Origin of the sequence: Rhizobium sp. M1, assembly GCF_002531805.1 — a bacterium.
GTDB lineage: Bacteria > Pseudomonadota > Alphaproteobacteria > Rhizobiales > Rhizobiaceae > Rhizobium > Rhizobium etli_C.
On record NZ_NWSW01000019.1, the window covers coordinates 15,715 to 30,896 of the forward strand.

A 15,182-nucleotide genomic window follows, 5' to 3' on the forward strand; every position below is an offset into this window, starting at 1 on the left:
ACCTATGGAAGCTCTGCCGCCGCCGCGAAGGCTGCGGCGATGGCGACCGCGCCGGGATCGGCCACATCGGCCAGATCCCTTGCGCCGACATAGGAGGAACGTCCGGCTCTCGCCTTGGTCATTGCCTTCGTCGATTCCGCGCCTGATGCCGCCGCCGTTGCGGCTGCCGCGACGCCGCCGGAGGCGAGCGCATGCAGTGCCGGCGAGAGCGCATCGACCATCGTCCGGTCGCCGACTTCGGCTCCGCCGTAGAAGGTCATCCTGTCCAGCCCGGCGAGAAGGGCTGCCGATATATCGGCCTTGCCGGCCATCGCCTTGGCCGCCGCGGTGAAGAAGATCGACAGCAGCACGCCGCTCGATCCACCCATGCTGGTGCCGAGGATATCGCCGATCGCGGCAAGGGTGGCTGCCGGCCGGTCGAGCGGCAGCGTATCGAGGCGGGCGAGCAGGCTGCGGGCGCCCGTTGCCACGGTCGAGCCGGTATCGCCGTCACCGACGCGGCCGTCCAGCCGGTTGAGCTCCTCTTCCAACGAGATCAGATGCTCGCAGAGCGCCGTGATCAGGCGCCGGCTGCCCGGGTTCTCGCCTGCTGTGGCTTTTCCGGCGGCCGTTCTCGGTGCGGCGATGGTCTCGATTTCGTGGCGCCCGACGGCGGGCATCCAGGCATGCGGCTCGACAGCGGCTGTCAGGGCTGCCTCACGCTCGGCATCGAGTGGAATCAGCGACAGCGAGAAGCCGTTCATGTTGAGCGCAGTCATCATTGGCGCCGGGCCGATGATGAGGCGGACGCGGCGGCCAAGCGAGGCGGCCAGCACCGCATTGGCGATGACGGCCATTTCGAGCGGCGGCACGGCGCCGAGATTGTTGATGAGCAGCGCATGATCGCCGGCATTTCCCAGCGTGGCGGAGAGGCGTGCGGACATGGTGGCGACGATATCGGCGACCGGCTGCAGCGTGATGCGCTCGACGCCCGGCTCGCCGTGGATGCCGAGGCCGAGCTCACCCTCGTCGGCGCCGAGGCGGTCCTCATGCGTCTGGCCGGGCGCGCTGCAGGTGGAAAGCGACATGCCGAGCGAGACGATATCGCCGGCCGCACTTCTGGCCTGGGCTGTGACCGTCGTCAGATCCTCACCGCGTTCGGCGTGGTAGCCCGAGATCTTATGGACGAACAGCGTGCCGGCGACGCCGCGCGGCTGGTTGATGCCGGGCAGGGCGATATCGTCGGCGACGATGACCATCTCGACATCGAGGCCTTCGGCGCGGGCCTTTTCGGCGGCAAGACCGAAATTCAGGCGATCGCCGGTATAATTCTTGACGATCAGCAGGGCGCCGCGCGGCCCGGTCACCGCCCGGATCGCGGTGAGCACCGCATCGACGCTCGGCGAGGCGAAGATCTCGCCCGAGACGGCCGCGGTCAGCATGCCTTTGCCGACGAAACCGGCATGCGAGGGCTCGTGGCCGGCGCCGCCGCCCGAGATGATTGCCACCTTCGACTTGTCCCAGTCGGCTCTGAGGATCACCTTGATGTCGGGAAAGCTGTCGAGGCGAGCGAGGCGGCCCTTGCCGCTCGTCTGAAGAAGACCATCCAAGGCTTCGGTGACGATCGTTTCCCTGCGGTTGAAGAAGTGTTTCATCGATTGAGACCCGTCCGTTGGTTTTCGTGCCGTCGCCCTGTCTTTTTGCCGGTCGCAAGCGGCGCTGTCCACCCAGTTACGCTGTCGACAGTGAGCGGCTGACGCTTTTGACAAATCGCAAAATTTCATTAGCGAGCGTACCGATACGGCGACATCTGGCCTCGCTGCAGGACGTACCTCAGGCTATGGAGTTTGCGCCGCTCCTGTTTTCCCGGGAGCGGTTCAAACTTGGCCTCGCTTCGGCGGGGCCTTTTTCTTGACATATGGAGGCAGCGCGGCCCCCGCGGGAATATTCCCGCCGGTGCGAGATTTAGCCTTTCCGGCCGGCGGCAACGGGCGTATTCAGCCAATGCGCGGCTCTCGATGGCCGCGAGTCCCCGCGCGGCAGATCTTCGATCGATCTTCCTTCCCGTTTCTGCCGCGTCACCCGGAATTTTCATTGGCAGATCGATGACCACGGCAGAGACGAGCGAGAACCGGCAAGAGGCGGCAAGCGGCCGCCAGGCGAAGATCGTGGCGCTGGTCGTTGCCGTCTCCTTCTTCATGCAGATTCTCGACGGCACGATCGTTGCCACCTCGTTGCCGCAGATGGCGGCAAGCTTCGGCGTGCGGCCGGTGTCGATGAGCATCGGCATAACAGTCTATATGCTGACGATGGCGGCCTTCATTCCGCTGTCGGGCTGGCTCGGCGACCGCTTCGGCGCGCGCCGTGTCTTCCTGATGTCGATCGGCGTCTTCACCGGCGCCTCGCTGTTCTGCGGGCTGTCCGGCAGCCTTATGGAATTCGTGCTGTGGCGTGCCGTCCAGGGGGCGGGCAGCGCGTTGATGACGCCGGTCGGACGCATCATCGTGCTGAAGAACGCCCGCAAGTCGGAACTCGTCCAGGCGATCGCGCTGATCACCTGGCCGGCGCTGACCGCGCCGGTGATCGGCCCGGTGCTCGGCAGTTTCATCACCACCTATGCCAGCTGGCACTGGAACTTTCTCATCAACATCCCGATCGGCATTCTCGGCATGGGACTGGTGTTGCGCTTCGTGCCGGAGCAGCGCGAGGCCGACGCCGGCCGTCTCGATCTCGTCGGGTTCGTGCTCAGTGCGGCAGGGCTCACCTTCCTGCTGGCCGCCCTGGAGCTCTCGGTCAAATGGGAAGGCGGGCGCCTGCCGGTCATATCCATGCTCGCAGCCGGAATCGTGCTCTCCGTCATGGCGACGCGACATTTCCTCGCTGTCGACAATCCGCTTCTCGACCTTTCGGCCTTCGGCGTTCAGACCTTCGCGATGTCGACGCTGTCGGCGGGCACGGCCTGCAGGGTGGCCATCAATGCGACGCCGTTCCTGCTGCCGCTGTTGTTCCAGCTCGGATTCGGGCTGAGTTCAATTGCCGCCGGCACTTATCTGCTCGTCTATTTCCTCGGCAATCTCGGCATGAAGACGGTGACGACGCCGCTCCTGCGCTTCTTCGGTTTCCGCGCGGTGCTTGTGCTGAATGGACTGATCGCGGCGTTTTCGATCGTCGCCTGCGGTTTTCTGACGCCTGATACGCCGCAGTTTTTCATCCATGCGCTGCTTTTTCTCGCCGGCCTGTCGCGGTCGATGGAATTCACCGCGCTGAACACGCTGGCTTTCGCCGATATCGGCCCGGCGCAGCGCAGCTCGGCCTCGACACTGTCGAGCATGCTTCAGCAGGTGTCGATGCTGCTCGGCGTGGCCGTGGCGGCGGCCGTGCTCAACATTGCCGCGGCTGTCAGAGGCGCCGAGACCCCCGTTCTTGCCGACTTCCGTTGGGCCTTCGTCTTGGTCGGAGCGATCGGGGTCATCTCGTCGCTGCGCTTCCTGCAATTGCCGGCGGAGGCGGGCGCGGAAGTTTCGGGTCATCGGAAATTTCAGAAAAACTAACCTGCCGACGAAACCAATCAAGCCGCCCTGCGGGACCGGTTTTCCGTTGTCGTCCTTTCGCGCCGCCTGCGACAAGAGCGAGGGATGGCGGCTGTTTACCTCGGGCGGTCAATGCAATACGACATTGCCATGCGGACGAGTCGGACGCTTGCTGTTCATCGTCGCTGCGGGAGAACGCCGGGAGAGGGAATGAGCAATTCTAGCGGCGATGCGGATGTCCTGATCCACATCCTCTATATCGACGACGACGAGGGGCTGGCATTGCTGATGCAGAAAAACCTGCTTCGGCGCGGCTTTTCGGTCGAGTGGGCTAAGAACGGCGCTGCCGGTCTGGCGAGACTCGGCGAAGGCGGAATCGATGCCGTCGTACTCGATCATATGCTGGCCGACGAAACCGGCCTCGACATTCTGCCCTGCATCACGGCGATGCCGGATCATCCGCCCGTCATCTATGCGACGGGTTCGGACGATACCAGCATCGCGGTCGCGGCGCTGAAGGCGGGTGCCGACGACTACGTGCTGAAGGGGATTTCGGCCGATTATTTCGATCTGCTCGCGGCTGCTCTCGAACAGGCGTTGGAGCGGGCGCGTTTTCGCCGCGAGACAGCGCAGGCGCAGGAAGTGATCCGCCAGCAGCGCGATCTTGCCGAGATGCTGCTTGCCGAAGTCAATCACCGCATTGCCAACAGTCTCGGGCTGGTCGGCGCGTTGATCCGCATGCAATCCTCGATGACCAAGGACCAGGTGGCGATCGATGCGCTGCACGAAACGCAGATGCGCATCAATGCCATCGCCAGCGTGCACCGTCGGCTCTATACAAACCGGCAGGTCGGATCGGTGCAGCTCGATGAATATCTGAACAGCCTGCTGACCGAACTCGAAGCGTCGATGCGTGACGACAAGCGGCCGCATCGCATCATGCTGACTGCGGCGCCGGTCAATCTGGCGACCGACAAGGTTATCACGCTCGGACTGATCGTCAGCGAGCTTGTCACCAATGCCTTCAAATATGCCTATCCGGACAGCGTGACGGGGGAGATCCGTGTCAGCGTCGACCAGACGGAAGAGGTGCTGAAGGTCATCGTCGAGGATGACGGCGCGGGGTTTGATCCGGAGAGCCCGGCCAGAGGGACGGGGCTCGGTACGCGTATTTTGACCGGGATGGCCGCGAGCCTGAAATCGGATTTCGCCTATGATCCCGATCATGATGGGACGCGGGCGACGCTGGTGTTTTCGTTGCAGGAGGGGAAGTAGGACGTGTGGTGCAGGGCGGGCGGATGAGGGGGGCTCACGGCACAGCGTATCCTTTTTCCGCAATAGCTTACCGACATCGCATCATCAAACCTAACGCTAGGGGAGAACAGACATGACGACGATCCGCACGCCGCGTGAAGTCTATGATTTCTGGTTCGTCCGGTGCGGCCGGGAGCTGTGGTTCCAGCCGCCGCCGGAGCTCGACGTGGAGATCCGCGATGTTTTCCGCGATACGCATCTGGCGCTGGCCGCAGGCATCAGTGACGACTGGCGGGCCGATCCGATATGCCGGCTGGCGGCGGTCATCGTGCTCGACCAGTTCCCCCGCAACATCTATCGCGGCACGCCGCTCGCCTTCGCAACCGACGGACTGGCGCTGCGGGAAGCCAAGCTCGCGCTTGCGGCCGGTGGCGACCAGGCAGTCGAGGTCGCCTGTCGCACCTTCTTCTACCTGCCGTTCGAACATGCCGAACACCTCGACGAGCAGGAACGTTCGGTGGCCTTGTTCACTGCGCTTGGCGACGCGGAATACCTGGATTATGCCATCCGGCATCGCGATGTGATCGCCGCCTATGGCCGATTTCCGCACCGCAATGCCATCATCGGACGGGAGTCGACGGCTGCGGAGCGTGACTATCTATCCCGGCCCGGCGCCGGCTTCTGAGTGCTTCTCATGCAGGTCTTTCAAGTTCGCTGCGAGGCGCTTTAGGCATTTCCCGCCTTTCTGTCGCCTTTGTTTGCAATGAAAAGCTGACTTTCTATCCTGACGACAACCCTCCCGGAGGCGCTTTTGCGGCTGAGAACGATCCTGCTTCGCACCATTCTTCTGATGACGCTGGCGCTGGCCGGCGCCCATTTCGAGAGTGCCGTAGCCTTGGCGCAGGAGCCGCAGGCGCAGGCGACGGCAGAGACGCCGCTTGTCGATACGCCATCCGCTCAGGCGGCGAAGGAAATCGAAAAGGCGAAGGTCCAGCTTGGTTCGCTTCAGGACAGCGTCAAGCAGAACGCCGATAATGACGATGCGCTGGTCGGGATTGCTGCCAAGGCCGACGAACTCAGCCGCGCCGTCATCACGATCTCGGTCAATCTCAGGCCGCGTTTCGATCAGATCAAAAACCGCCTTGGCGAGATCGGCGATCCGCCGAAGGATGGACAGCCGCCCGAGGCTGAGATCGTCACCCAGGAGCGCAATGCGCTTGCCGCCGAGCGTGCGCAGATCAACGCGGTGACAGGCGACGCCGAAAATCTGTCGATCGCGGTGACGCAGCTTGTCAACGAGATTATCGAGATGCGACGGCGGCTTTTCGCCGATACGCTTCTCAGACGTACCGAAATCTCCGTCTCGGTGCTCGACGATGCCGCCGGCGCCTTCGTGCACGAGGTCAGCGAATTCTCGCAGGCCCTGTCGAGTTGGGCCGCCTTCGTCTGGAAGTTCAAGCGCTTCCCGCTGTTTGCGGCGATCTTCCTGTCGCTCGCCTCGGCGCTCATTCTGCTCTCGGGCAGCTACCGGCTGTTCGGCGCGTATCTGCGTCGCGATGAGGCGGTCGAGAACCCGTCCTATATCGGTCGGCTGTCGATCGCCTTCTGGTCGACGCTGATCCGCACGCTGGCGCTTGCGGTGCTGCTCGTCACCTCCTTCTTCTTCCTCAACAGTTTCAATGTGCTGCGGCCCGATATCGCACCCGTCATCGGCGCGCTGTTCGGCACGATCGGACTCGTCTACTTCGTCGGCCGCTTCGTCAACGCCATCTTCGCGCCGCGTGAACCGCATTGGCGGCTGGTGAAGCTTTCCAATCTCGGCGCCCGCTCGATCGGCTACTGCCTGCTGGCGATGGCTGTCGTCAACGGGCTCGACTATCTGTTCGGCACGGTCAGCGAGGCGATGGGTTCGCCGCTGGTGCTGACGGTGGTCAGAAGCCTGATCGCCGCGCTGATCATCGGCGTGATCCTGATCGCTGCCTCCTTTGGCAAGCCGATGCTGGCACGGAACGGCGATCCCGACGCGCCTGGCAGGCATTGGCCGCGCGGCATGGCCATCATCCTGCGCGTTGCCGGCGCCGGCCTCATCGTCACGGCGCTCGCGGGCTATGTAGGACTGGCGCGCTTCGTCGCCACGCAGTTCATCATTACCGGTGCGGTCGTCGCCACCATGTATGTCGGCCTGCTGTCGGGCAAGGCGATCTCGCGGCAGGAGAGCTTCGGCGACACCTTCTTCGCGCGCTTCCTGACGCGGCGGTTCAACCTGGGGCCGGTGGCGATCGATCAGTTCGGCTTGCTCGTCGGCCTTGCCATCTATGCCGTGGCGCTGCTGGTCGGCATTCCGCTTATCCTGCTGCTCTGGGGCTTCCATGTGCAGGATCTGCAGCTGATCGCCTACCGGCTGTTCACCGAGGTCAAGCTCGGCGGCATCAGCATCTCGCTGCTCGGCATCTGCACCGGCATCCTGCTCTTTGCCGGCGTTTATCTGCTGACGCGCTGGCTGCAGCGCTGGCTCGACGGCAATGTGATGGCGCGAAGCCATGTCGATCTCGGCGTGCGCAACTCCGTGAAGACGGGGATCGGTTATCTCGGCGTCGGCATTGCGGCGATCATCGGCGTCTCGGCCGCCGGCATCGATCTGTCGAGCTTCGCGCTCGTCGCCTCGGCGCTTTCGGTCGGTATCGGTTTCGGCCTGCAGAACATCGTTTCCAACTTCGTCTCCGGCCTGATCCTGCTGGTCGAGCGGCCGTTCAAGGTCGGCGACCATGTCGTTTCGGGAACGGCCGAGGGCATCGTCAAGCGCATCTCGGTGCGCGCCACCGAGATCGAGACCTTCCGCAAGCAGTCGATCATCGTGCCGAATTCGGAGCTGATCAACGGGCTGGTCGGCAACTGGACGCACCGCAACAAGATCGGCCGCTCGGAAATTCCGGTTTCGGTCAGCTACGACGCCGATCCGCAGAAGGTGATGGATATCCTGCTGGAGCTGACGGCGAAGATCCCGCTCGTCATGCGCAATCCCGAGCCGCATGTCGAATTCCTGCGCTTCGGCCCCTATTCGCTGGATTTCGAACTGCGCTTCTTCCTCGCCGATATGGGCGACGGCATGACGGTGCGTAACGATCTGAGGATCGAGATCCTCAAGCGCTTCAAGGCGGAGGGCATCGAGATTCCGTTGCCGCAGAGCGATCTGACCATCCACCGCGAGGCGCCCGTCGCCATCGCCAACGAGGGCAGGGACGTCAGGCCCAGCTCCGCGGACGGCGCTGCCGGCGATGAGGAGCATCGGGTGCGACAGCTGCGCGGCCGCACCGCCGAGGTCAGCCTGAAGAGCTGAACGGCTCATTCAGCCATCATTCACAGGTCTATGTGCATGATCCCTTGCATCGGGATCGCTGCCGAGGGCAGCACCGATCGTTCGAGGGGAGGGCGCACTCGCGCCGCCGCACATGATGGCAAGATTTGCCGCCGTTCTGCTTATCCCGCTGCTTGCCGCGCCGGCGGTCCATGCGGCATCCGTCACCAATACCGATCCTGCCGCCGTGGTGCTCGTCATCACCGAGGGCGGTCAGCGCGTCGAGGTCGTTGTCGATGCAGGGGCTTCCGAAAATCTCTGCCCTTCCGGCTGCTTCATGACGACGCCCGACGGCGACCGCATCGGCCTCGACGGCGGCGAGACGATCGACATCATCAAGGGCTCGGCCGTCGTCAAGTAAGGCTGCGGCCACGCGGCTAAGGCTCTCCGCGCACCAGCGCCGTTTGCGCCGGCACGGGCATCCGCATCAGCGGCCGGATGGCGAGGAATGCCGCCACGGCCGCGGCGCCGAGCGCGGCGGTAATCGACAGCGACCAGGATACGCCGATATTGCCCATCAGGAAGGCCAGCGCGAACGGCGCCGTCGAGGAGACGGCGAGGCGGGCCGACATCACTTTTCCCTGTCGCTGGCCATAGCCCTCGCTTCCGAAGAGTGCCAAGGGCAGCGTTCCCTGCACAATGCTGCTGAGGCCGGAGCCGAGGCCGAAGATCACGGCGAAGACCACTGCGCCGGGAACCGACGGCGCCGTGAGGAGGAGAATGACGAGAGCCGCCGGCAGGAGCACGGCGGAGATGACGGCGAGCATCAGCTGCGGCAGGCTGCCGCCGAAGACCATGTTGATGAAGCGGCTCAGCACCTGTGACGGGCCGAAGAGCGTGCCGACCATCACGGCCATGGCGCCGAGTCCAAGCGCCGACATGACCGGCACCATATGGACCAGAAGCGCAGCGTTGACGAAGCTTTCCAGCGCAAAGCCGGTCACCATCAGGATGAAGGCCGGCGTGCGCGCAGCGGCGGGAAGGCTGGGTTCGATATGCCTGGTCGCACCGCTCTTCTCGCCCGTGCTGTTATGGCCTGCACTGCGCGCCAGCCAGGCATGAATGGGAAGGCAGACGAGCAGATTGATCGCGGCGAAGATGAGATAGACGCTCTGCCACGAGAAGTGGGCATGCAGCGCAGTGGTGATCGGCCAGAAGATGGTCGAGGCGAAACCGCCGATCAGCGTGAGATAGGTAATGCTGCGCTGGGCGACGCGCGGCCGTATCTGAACGAGCAGGGCGAAGGCCGCGCCATATTGCACGAGGTTCGACGCCGTCTCGACGGCGATCAGGGCGATGACGAAGGCGGCCTTGCCGGGAGCAAAAGCGCAGCCGGCAAGCGCAATTGCCGCGATCACCGAGCCAAAGGTCATGACCCGGCCGGCGCCGAAGCGGTCAATCCACCTGCCCATCGCGGGTGCTGCCAGGCCGCCGATCAGCAGCGCCGCCGACAGCGCCCCGAAGATCCATTCCGCCGACCAATCGAGCCCGCGCGCCATGTCGGGCGCGAGGATGCTGAAGCTGTAATAGAGGGTGCCGTAGCCGATGACCTGCGTCAGGCCGAGCGCGAGAATGGCTGCAATGGGCGGCCGTTCGGAAGCGGCGGGCGTCATATGGATTTGAGACCCACGCGCCGTTCAAGCTTGTCGGCTTCTTCCTGGCGCTCGCTGTAGCGGTCGGTGAGATAGGCAGAGGCGTCGCGCGTCAGCCATGTGAATTTCACCAGTTCCTCGCAGACGTCCACGACGCGGTCGTAAAAGGATGAGGGCTTCATGCGCCCATCGCTGTCGAACTCCTGGAAAGCCTTTGCCACTGACGACTGGTTGGGAATGGTGATCATCCGCATCCACCGGCCGAGGATGCGCATCTGGTTCACGGCATTGAACGACTGCGATCCGCCGGATACCTGCATGACGGCGAGCGTCTTGCCCTGCGTCGGCCGGACCGAACCCACCGACAGCGGTATCCAGTCGATCTGCGCCTTCATGATCCCGCTCATTGCGCCGTGTCGCTCGGGGCTGACCCAGACCTGGCCTTCCGACCAGGCCGACAGTTCGCGCAATTCCTGCACTTTGGGATGGGCGACCGGCGCTCCGTCGGGAAGGGGTAGGCCCTCGGGGTCGAAGATCCGCACTTCGCAGCCGAAGTGATCGAGCAGCCGCGATGCCTCATGCGCGAGGAGACGGCTGTAGGATACGGCCCTCAGCGAGCCGTAGAGGATGAGGATGCGCGGTTTATGCGTCGAGAAGGGCGGCCGCAAGGCCGCCGGATCCGGCTGACGAAGATGGGCCGGCGAAGTTGCCGGCAGGTCAGACAATGCGCTTGCCTTCGGCATCGAGCACCTTCTCGCCATCCTCCTTGGCGAAGGCGCCCTTATGCGTCTCCGGCAGGATTTCCAGAACCACCTCGGAAGGCCGCGACAGCCGTGTGCCGAGCGGGGTGATGACGAAGGGCCGGTTGATCAGGATCGGCTGGGCGAGCATGGCGTCGAGCAACTGGTCGTCGCTCAGATCGGGATTGCTGAGGCCGAGTTCGGCGTAGGGCGTATCCTTCTCGCGCAGGGCCTGGCGCACGGTCAGGCCGGCATCGGCGATCATCTTGACCAGCTCCGCGCGTGACGGCGGCGTGTTGACGTATTCGATGATGTCGGGCTCGATACCGGCATTGCGGATCATCGCCAGCGTGTTGCGCGACGTGCCGCAGGCGGGATTGTGGTAGATGGTGACGTTCATAGCTTCGCCTCGGAGGATAGGGTTGACGATGTCTCGGCTGGCTGCAACAGCCAGGTGAACAGGAGGAGGGCTGCGACCGCACCAACGATTTCGGTAAGCCAGAACCCCGGAAGGTCGATCGGCCGGATCCCGGAGAAAGTGTCAGTCAGGGAGCGGGCGAAGGCCACCGCCGGATTGGCAAACGAGGTCGAGGCGGTGAACCAGTAGGCGGCGGTGATGTAGAGCCCGACCAGCCATGGCACGGCCTTCTGCTCGAAGCGGATGCCGGCGAGAATGACTGCGACGAGGCCGAAGGTCGCAATCCCCTCGGAAAACCATTGCGCGCCGCCGGTGCGGACCTTGCTCGACAATTCCAGAAGCGGCAGGTTGAACATCAGATGGGCGCAGATCGTGCCGGCTACGCCGCCGGCAAACTGCGCCAGCACGTAGCCGCCAAGGTCGCGTTTCGGCAGCGAGCCCGACATGGCGAAGATCAACGAGACGGCCGGGTTGAAATGGGCGCCGGAAATCGGCCCCAGCACGGTGATCAGCACGACCAGGATCGCGCCGGTCGCCAGCGTATTGCCGAGCAGGGCGAGCCCGACATCCGCCGTCAGCGATGTCGCCATGATGCCCGAGCCGACCACGGTTGCGACCAGCATGGCGGTGCCGAGCGCCTCCGAGACCAGTCGGCGCGATAGATCGTAAGAAGCCATCAGCCGGCCCCTGCCGGTTTTGCGGTCGTGCCTTCCATCGCGCCGATCTGACGCAGATGCGATTCCAGCGCCAGCTTGTCGATCGAGGCCAAAGGCAGGCTGAGGAAGGCAATGATCCTGTTTTTCAGGAAACGGGCGGCCTGTGCGAAGGCACGGCCCTTCTCGACCTCGCTGCCCTCGACGGTGGCCGGATCCTCGACGCCCCAGTGAGCGGTCATCGGATGGCCGATCCAGACAGGGCAGGCTTCGCCGTGGGCGGTGTCACAGACGGTGAAGATGAAATCCATCTCCGGTGCGTCGGGCTTGGCGAACTCATCCCAGCTCTTCGAGCGGAAGCCGGTTGCGGGATAACCCAGCGCCTGCAGTTCCTTCAGCGCCAATGGATTGACTTCGCCCCTCGGCTGGCTGCCGGCGGAATAGGCCTTGAACCGGCCCTTGCCCTCGGTCTCCAGGATCGACTCCGCCAGGATCGAGCGCGAAGAATTGGCAGTGCAGAGAAAGAGCACATTGTAAACGCGGTCTGTGGTCATTGCAGTTCCTCCTTGGTTGTAGGTGCACAGCATGCGGCGACGGCGGCGGCGGGCGCGCAGATTTCGGCGTTCCCTCCGCAGCAATCCTCCATCAGAAAACGGATCAGGCCGCCAAGCGCCTCGTAATTGGCGGTGTAGATGATCGAGCGCGATTCACGCTGCTGGGTGATTAGCCCGGATCGTTCCAGCTCCTTCAGGTGGAAGGAGACGTTGGACGGCGAAACCTCGGCCTTTTCGGCGATAGAGCCCGCCGCCATTCCGTCAGGACCCGAGACGACAAGCATGCGAATGATCTGGAGGCGCGTTTCCTGCGAAAGCGCGCCGAACGCGGCGAGGGCTTGACGTTGATCCATATTTCAATAATCCTTGAATCGTTGAAACGAGGATTAGCGCAGATGAATGCCATCGACAACAATAAAATTCAGGCGGAGGAGATAAACCTCGGCCTGCTGCTTGATGCGCTCTCCGGCAACAAGGACGCGCCGCTGGTTTTTTACTACGACGGCCGGCCGGTGAAGCCGGGCTATCATATCACCGAGGTCAAGGCAGGCCAATTCTCAGCGCTTGATTGCGGCGCCAATCCGGAAGCATGGACGGAGATATTCATCCAGCTCTGGGACATCGACGAGGGTGAGCGCACGCATATGCCGGCCGGCAAATTCCATGCGATCATCCTAAAGGTGGCGGAGCATGTGCAGCTCGACGGTACCGCCAAGCTCACGTTCGAAGTCAGCGACGGCGTGCGGCCGATGCAGCTTTATTGCGCGGCAATACCGATCTTGCGCGGCGGGGCCGTGCATGTCGACCTTTCGCCGCGGCCGGCAAGCTGCAAGCCGCGCGACCGCTGGCTCGCCGCGGAGATCAGAAAGGCTGCGGCCTGCTGCGGTCCGTCGGCGACGGGGAGCGGCTGCTGTGCGTAGAGACCTGCGGGGATCGGGCAACAGCCGAGCGGTCCGCGTGTCCTGCGCTCGCTTGCCATCAGGCATTGACTGAGGCGTGGGCATCCCACCATCTGAGCACCCGCATCGCCCGGAGCGTGATCCAGCGCGAGGGCTGACCCTCTCCCTCGTCGATCTCGAACCAGACACGCCCCGGCAGGGTCCAGTCGAGCGGCCATCTGCCGTTCTGAAGGCGGCGGCAGCGAAGATGGTCGATCGCCTCGCCGAGGCGCGGATCGGGGGCGGAGCCGGTGAGGAGGGCGCTTGACCTGAGATAGTCGAGGGCGCGAGGGATGTCGTAGCGCCAGCGGTTCGGGTGCAGGAAGTGCAGGAAGCGTTCGTCGGCCGGCTCGCCGGTGCCGAGACGGCGGAAGAGGTTGCGCTTCAGCAGAAATTCCTCGCCCGTTCTGCGTGCCTCTCGGGATTGCGGCGTACCGCCGGTCGCTCGCTCGAACTCCAGCAGGCCTTCCAGCACGTTGATGGTGCTGGCAAAGGACGATCGAATGGAGCCGTTGCACCGTTCGCAATTCCAGCCGCCATCCTCGAGGCGTTCGCCGGTCAGCCTCTCGACAATGGAGGAGACGTCGACACCGAAATAGGCGCCGTCGGCGACGGTGCGGCCGTTGATGCACTCCTCCACTTCGCCCTTCCAATAGGACTGGCCGCCCTCTTCCCAATGGGCATTGGCGCCGATCAATTCGACGGTGCGCCTCACCCGCTCACAGGCGGGATCGAGACCGAATTCCCGCAGTTGCGAAAGGGAAAAGGTCGTGGCCGTCCAAGGCTGGCCGCACTCGCGCCACTCACAAGGGTCAAAACCGGCGGGCAGGAAGGCGCCGCCTGCCCATTGCCCGTCCTCGTCCTGGCAGGCAAGCAGCATTGCGCCCCAACCTTCGGTCTCCACTTTCGCCCGCTCGGCCATCCATTCCCGCTGCGGGGCGTCAAGCAGGTCACGCATGACCTGCCATCGGATCGACGGGTCGGAGTCGAGAAGCCATTCGATCACCGGGTCGGATTGGGTCATGGGAAACCTCTCGGCGCGGCGTTTCGCGCCTGATTTCTTAATCATATCTGCAAGAAAATCGGCAGCGGCGCCATCGGGTCGTCTCTTCGTTTTCGTATCCACAGTGCTGATTAATAATTAGTCAAATCAATTGGTGTATCCGTTGGAATTGGGGACGGATTTTACATTAAAGGTTTACGATGGCGTTTTTAGGTATTTCGGGGATGCAATATTCCGGAGAGATGTTTGCCGGCGCGCGAATTATTGTCGCCGAAGATTCAAACGTGTTCACTTCGATGATCAGCAAACGCCTCAAGGAGTTGTTCGACATTGACGTCGAGATCTGCCGCAACTTCGAGGATCTGCAATATTCCTACGACAAATCTTCCGATCCGATCACGCTGGCGATCTCGAACATCAATCTGCCCGGCGCCGAAAACGGCGAAGCGCTCGAATATCTGGTCGATCTTTCCATTCCCACCATCGTCTTCACCGGCACCTTCCACGACGGCATGCGCGACAAGCTGATGGCCAAGGACATCGTCGATTATATCCTCAAGGACAATATCTTCGCGGTCGATCTGCTGGCGGAATCGATCTGCCGGTTCCTGACCAATCATCGCCACCATGTGCTGATCGTCGACGACAGCGCGACGGCGCGCGCGTTGTTGTCGAGCCGGCTGAAACGCTATAATTTCCGCGTCAGCGTTGCCGAGAGCGGCGGCAAGGCATTGGAGATCCTGAAGGCCAATCGCGATATCGGCCTGATGATCACCGACTACAACATGCCCGATATTGACGGCTTCGAACTGACGCGGCGCATCCGCGCCAATATCGGCTCGCACGAGCTGCGCATCATCGGCGTTTCGTCCTCATCGAACCGGCTGCTTTCGGCGCGGTTCCTGAAAGCCGGCGGCAATGATTTCATGCTGCGCCCCTTCATCGACGAGGAGTTCTACTGCCGCGTCAACCAGAATCTCGATACGCTCCTGCAAATTCAATCGATGCGCAAGGAGCGGGCGGTTGCCTGACGGCCCTTCCAGCATCGGCGCCGCGACGGCGCGGGAGATGACGGCGGGCAACCGTCAACGAATTTCTGCAATTACAAGTAACACTCACATTTGTCCCCTTCACGCGCATAGGCCTCTCGGTTATCGTCCGCCCCG

Annotated in this window: 15 protein-coding genes; 7 read left to right on the forward strand and 8 right to left on the reverse strand. The window is 63.3% G+C overall.

The features are described 5' to 3' along the window. Positions 1-2: 2 nt before the first annotated feature. Complete coding sequence (locus tag CO655_RS19230; RefSeq protein ID WP_097665976.1) at positions 3-1,634, reverse strand: dihydroxyacetone kinase subunit DhaK; 1,632 nt, start codon at positions 1,632-1,634, stop codon at positions 3-5. Between the two features lie 450 nt (positions 1,635-2,084). Between CO655_RS19230 and CO655_RS19240 the strand changes: the two genes are divergently transcribed. From CO655_RS19240 to CO655_RS19260, 5 genes are all read left to right on the forward strand, one after another. Beyond that, positions 2,085-3,530, forward strand: coding sequence for an MFS transporter (locus CO655_RS19240; RefSeq protein ID WP_097665980.1), 1,446 nt, complete (start codon positions 2,085-2,087; stop codon positions 3,528-3,530). Between the two features lie 189 nt (positions 3,531-3,719). Then, on the forward strand, positions 3,720-4,784 hold the full coding sequence (locus CO655_RS19245) for a histidine kinase dimerization/phosphoacceptor domain -containing protein (RefSeq protein WP_097605325.1): 1,065 nt from the start codon (positions 3,720-3,722) through the stop codon (positions 4,782-4,784). Between the two features lie 112 nt (positions 4,785-4,896). Then, entirely contained in the window at positions 4,897-5,448 is a 552-nt protein-coding gene (locus tag CO655_RS19250) for a DUF924 family protein (RefSeq protein WP_097605324.1), read from the forward strand. Positions 5,449-5,574: 126 nt separating this feature from the next. Continuing rightward, a complete protein-coding gene (locus CO655_RS19255) occupies positions 5,575-8,100 on the forward strand; it encodes a mechanosensitive ion channel family protein (RefSeq protein ID WP_097605323.1) in 2,526 nt (841 codons plus the stop codon). A gap of 112 nt (positions 8,101-8,212) precedes the next feature. Beyond that, positions 8,213-8,479, forward strand: coding sequence for a hypothetical protein (locus CO655_RS19260; protein ID WP_010033652.1), 267 nt, complete (start codon positions 8,213-8,215; stop codon positions 8,477-8,479). A 16-nt stretch (positions 8,480-8,495) separates the two neighbouring features. Here CO655_RS19260 and arsK read toward each other — a convergent pair whose 3' ends face one another. From arsK to CO655_RS19290, 6 genes are read right to left on the reverse strand one after another with little or no spacing between them, the layout of a single operon-like run. Then, positions 8,496-9,731, reverse strand: coding sequence for an arsenite efflux MFS transporter ArsK (arsK, locus tag CO655_RS19265; protein WP_097605322.1), 1,236 nt, complete (start codon positions 9,729-9,731; stop codon positions 8,496-8,498). Next, complete coding sequence (arsH, locus tag CO655_RS19270; protein ID WP_170964941.1) at positions 9,728-10,453, reverse strand: arsenical resistance protein ArsH; 726 nt, start codon at positions 10,451-10,453, stop codon at positions 9,728-9,730. Before arsH ends, arsK begins: the two co-directional genes overlap by 4 nt. Then, positions 10,428-10,850, reverse strand: coding sequence for an arsenate reductase (glutaredoxin) (gene arsC, locus CO655_RS19275; protein WP_097605321.1), 423 nt, complete (start codon positions 10,848-10,850; stop codon positions 10,428-10,430). Before arsC ends, arsH begins: the two co-directional genes overlap by 26 nt. Further along, on the reverse strand, positions 10,847-11,545 hold the full coding sequence (locus CO655_RS19280) for an MIP/aquaporin family protein (RefSeq protein WP_097605320.1): 699 nt from the start codon (positions 11,543-11,545) through the stop codon (positions 10,847-10,849). The genes arsC and CO655_RS19280 overlap by 4 nt, the downstream gene beginning before the upstream one ends. Then, on the reverse strand, positions 11,545-12,075 hold the full coding sequence (locus tag CO655_RS19285; RefSeq protein WP_010033646.1) for an arsenate reductase ArsC: 531 nt from the start codon (positions 12,073-12,075) through the stop codon (positions 11,545-11,547). Before CO655_RS19285 ends, CO655_RS19280 begins: the two co-directional genes overlap by 1 nt. Next, complete coding sequence (locus CO655_RS19290) at positions 12,072-12,428, reverse strand: metalloregulator ArsR/SmtB family transcription factor (RefSeq protein WP_097605319.1); 357 nt, start codon at positions 12,426-12,428, stop codon at positions 12,072-12,074. The genes CO655_RS19285 and CO655_RS19290 overlap by 4 nt, the downstream gene beginning before the upstream one ends. A 42-nt stretch (positions 12,429-12,470) precedes the next feature. Here CO655_RS19290 and CO655_RS19295 point away from each other — a divergent pair, with 42 nt between their 5' ends. Then, complete coding sequence (locus CO655_RS19295; protein WP_097605318.1) at positions 12,471-12,995, forward strand: DUF6428 family protein; 525 nt, start codon at positions 12,471-12,473, stop codon at positions 12,993-12,995. Positions 12,996-13,053: 58 nt separating this feature from the next. On the opposite strand, the gene CO655_RS19300 is transcribed toward CO655_RS19295, so the two are convergent. Further along, positions 13,054-14,037: a squalene cyclase gene (locus CO655_RS19300; protein WP_097665982.1), complete on the reverse strand. Its 984-nt coding sequence runs from the start codon at positions 14,035-14,037 to the stop codon at positions 13,054-13,056. Positions 14,038-14,216: 179 nt separating this feature from the next. Here CO655_RS19300 and CO655_RS19305 point away from each other — a divergent pair, with 179 nt between their 5' ends. Continuing rightward, positions 14,217-15,047: a response regulator gene (locus CO655_RS19305; RefSeq protein ID WP_097605316.1), complete on the forward strand. Its 831-nt coding sequence runs from the start codon at positions 14,217-14,219 to the stop codon at positions 15,045-15,047. Positions 15,048-15,182 lie beyond the last annotated feature (135 nt).

Bases quoted from the DNA above. Each gene is read 5' to 3' on its own strand.
- CO655_RS19295 (WP_097605318.1), top strand. From the start codon at position 12,471: ATGAATGCCATCGACAACAATAAAATTCAGGCGGAGGAGATAAACCTC.
- CO655_RS19290 (WP_097605319.1), bottom strand. From the start codon at position 12,428: ATGGATCAACGTCAAGCCCTCGCCGCGTTCGGCGCGCTTTCGCAGGAA.
- CO655_RS19285 (WP_010033646.1), bottom strand. From the start codon at position 12,075: ATGACCACAGACCGCGTTTACAATGTGCTCTTTCTCTGCACTGCCAAT.
- CO655_RS19260 (WP_010033652.1), top strand. From the start codon at position 8,213: ATGATGGCAAGATTTGCCGCCGTTCTGCTTATCCCGCTGCTTGCCGCG.
- CO655_RS19230 (WP_097665976.1), bottom strand. From the start codon at position 1,634: ATGAAACACTTCTTCAACCGCAGGGAAACGATCGTCACCGAAGCCTTG.
- arsK (WP_097605322.1), bottom strand. From the start codon at position 9,731: ATGACGCCCGCCGCTTCCGAACGGCCGCCCATTGCAGCCATTCTCGCG.
- arsC (WP_097605321.1), bottom strand. From the start codon at position 10,850: ATGAACGTCACCATCTACCACAATCCCGCCTGCGGCACGTCGCGCAAC.
- CO655_RS19300 (WP_097665982.1), bottom strand. From the start codon at position 14,037: ATGACCCAATCCGACCCGGTGATCGAATGGCTTCTCGACTCCGACCCG.
- CO655_RS19245 (WP_097605325.1), top strand. From the start codon at position 3,720: ATGAGCAATTCTAGCGGCGATGCGGATGTCCTGATCCACATCCTCTAT.
- arsH (WP_170964941.1), bottom strand. From the start codon at position 10,453: ATGCCGAAGGCAAGCGCATTGTCTGACCTGCCGGCAACTTCGCCGGCC.
- CO655_RS19280 (WP_097605320.1), bottom strand. From the start codon at position 11,545: ATGGCTTCTTACGATCTATCGCGCCGACTGGTCTCGGAGGCGCTCGGC.
- CO655_RS19240 (WP_097665980.1), top strand. From the start codon at position 2,085: ATGACCACGGCAGAGACGAGCGAGAACCGGCAAGAGGCGGCAAGCGGC.
- CO655_RS19305 (WP_097605316.1), top strand. From the start codon at position 14,217: ATGGCGTTTTTAGGTATTTCGGGGATGCAATATTCCGGAGAGATGTTT.
- CO655_RS19250 (WP_097605324.1), top strand. From the start codon at position 4,897: ATGACGACGATCCGCACGCCGCGTGAAGTCTATGATTTCTGGTTCGTC.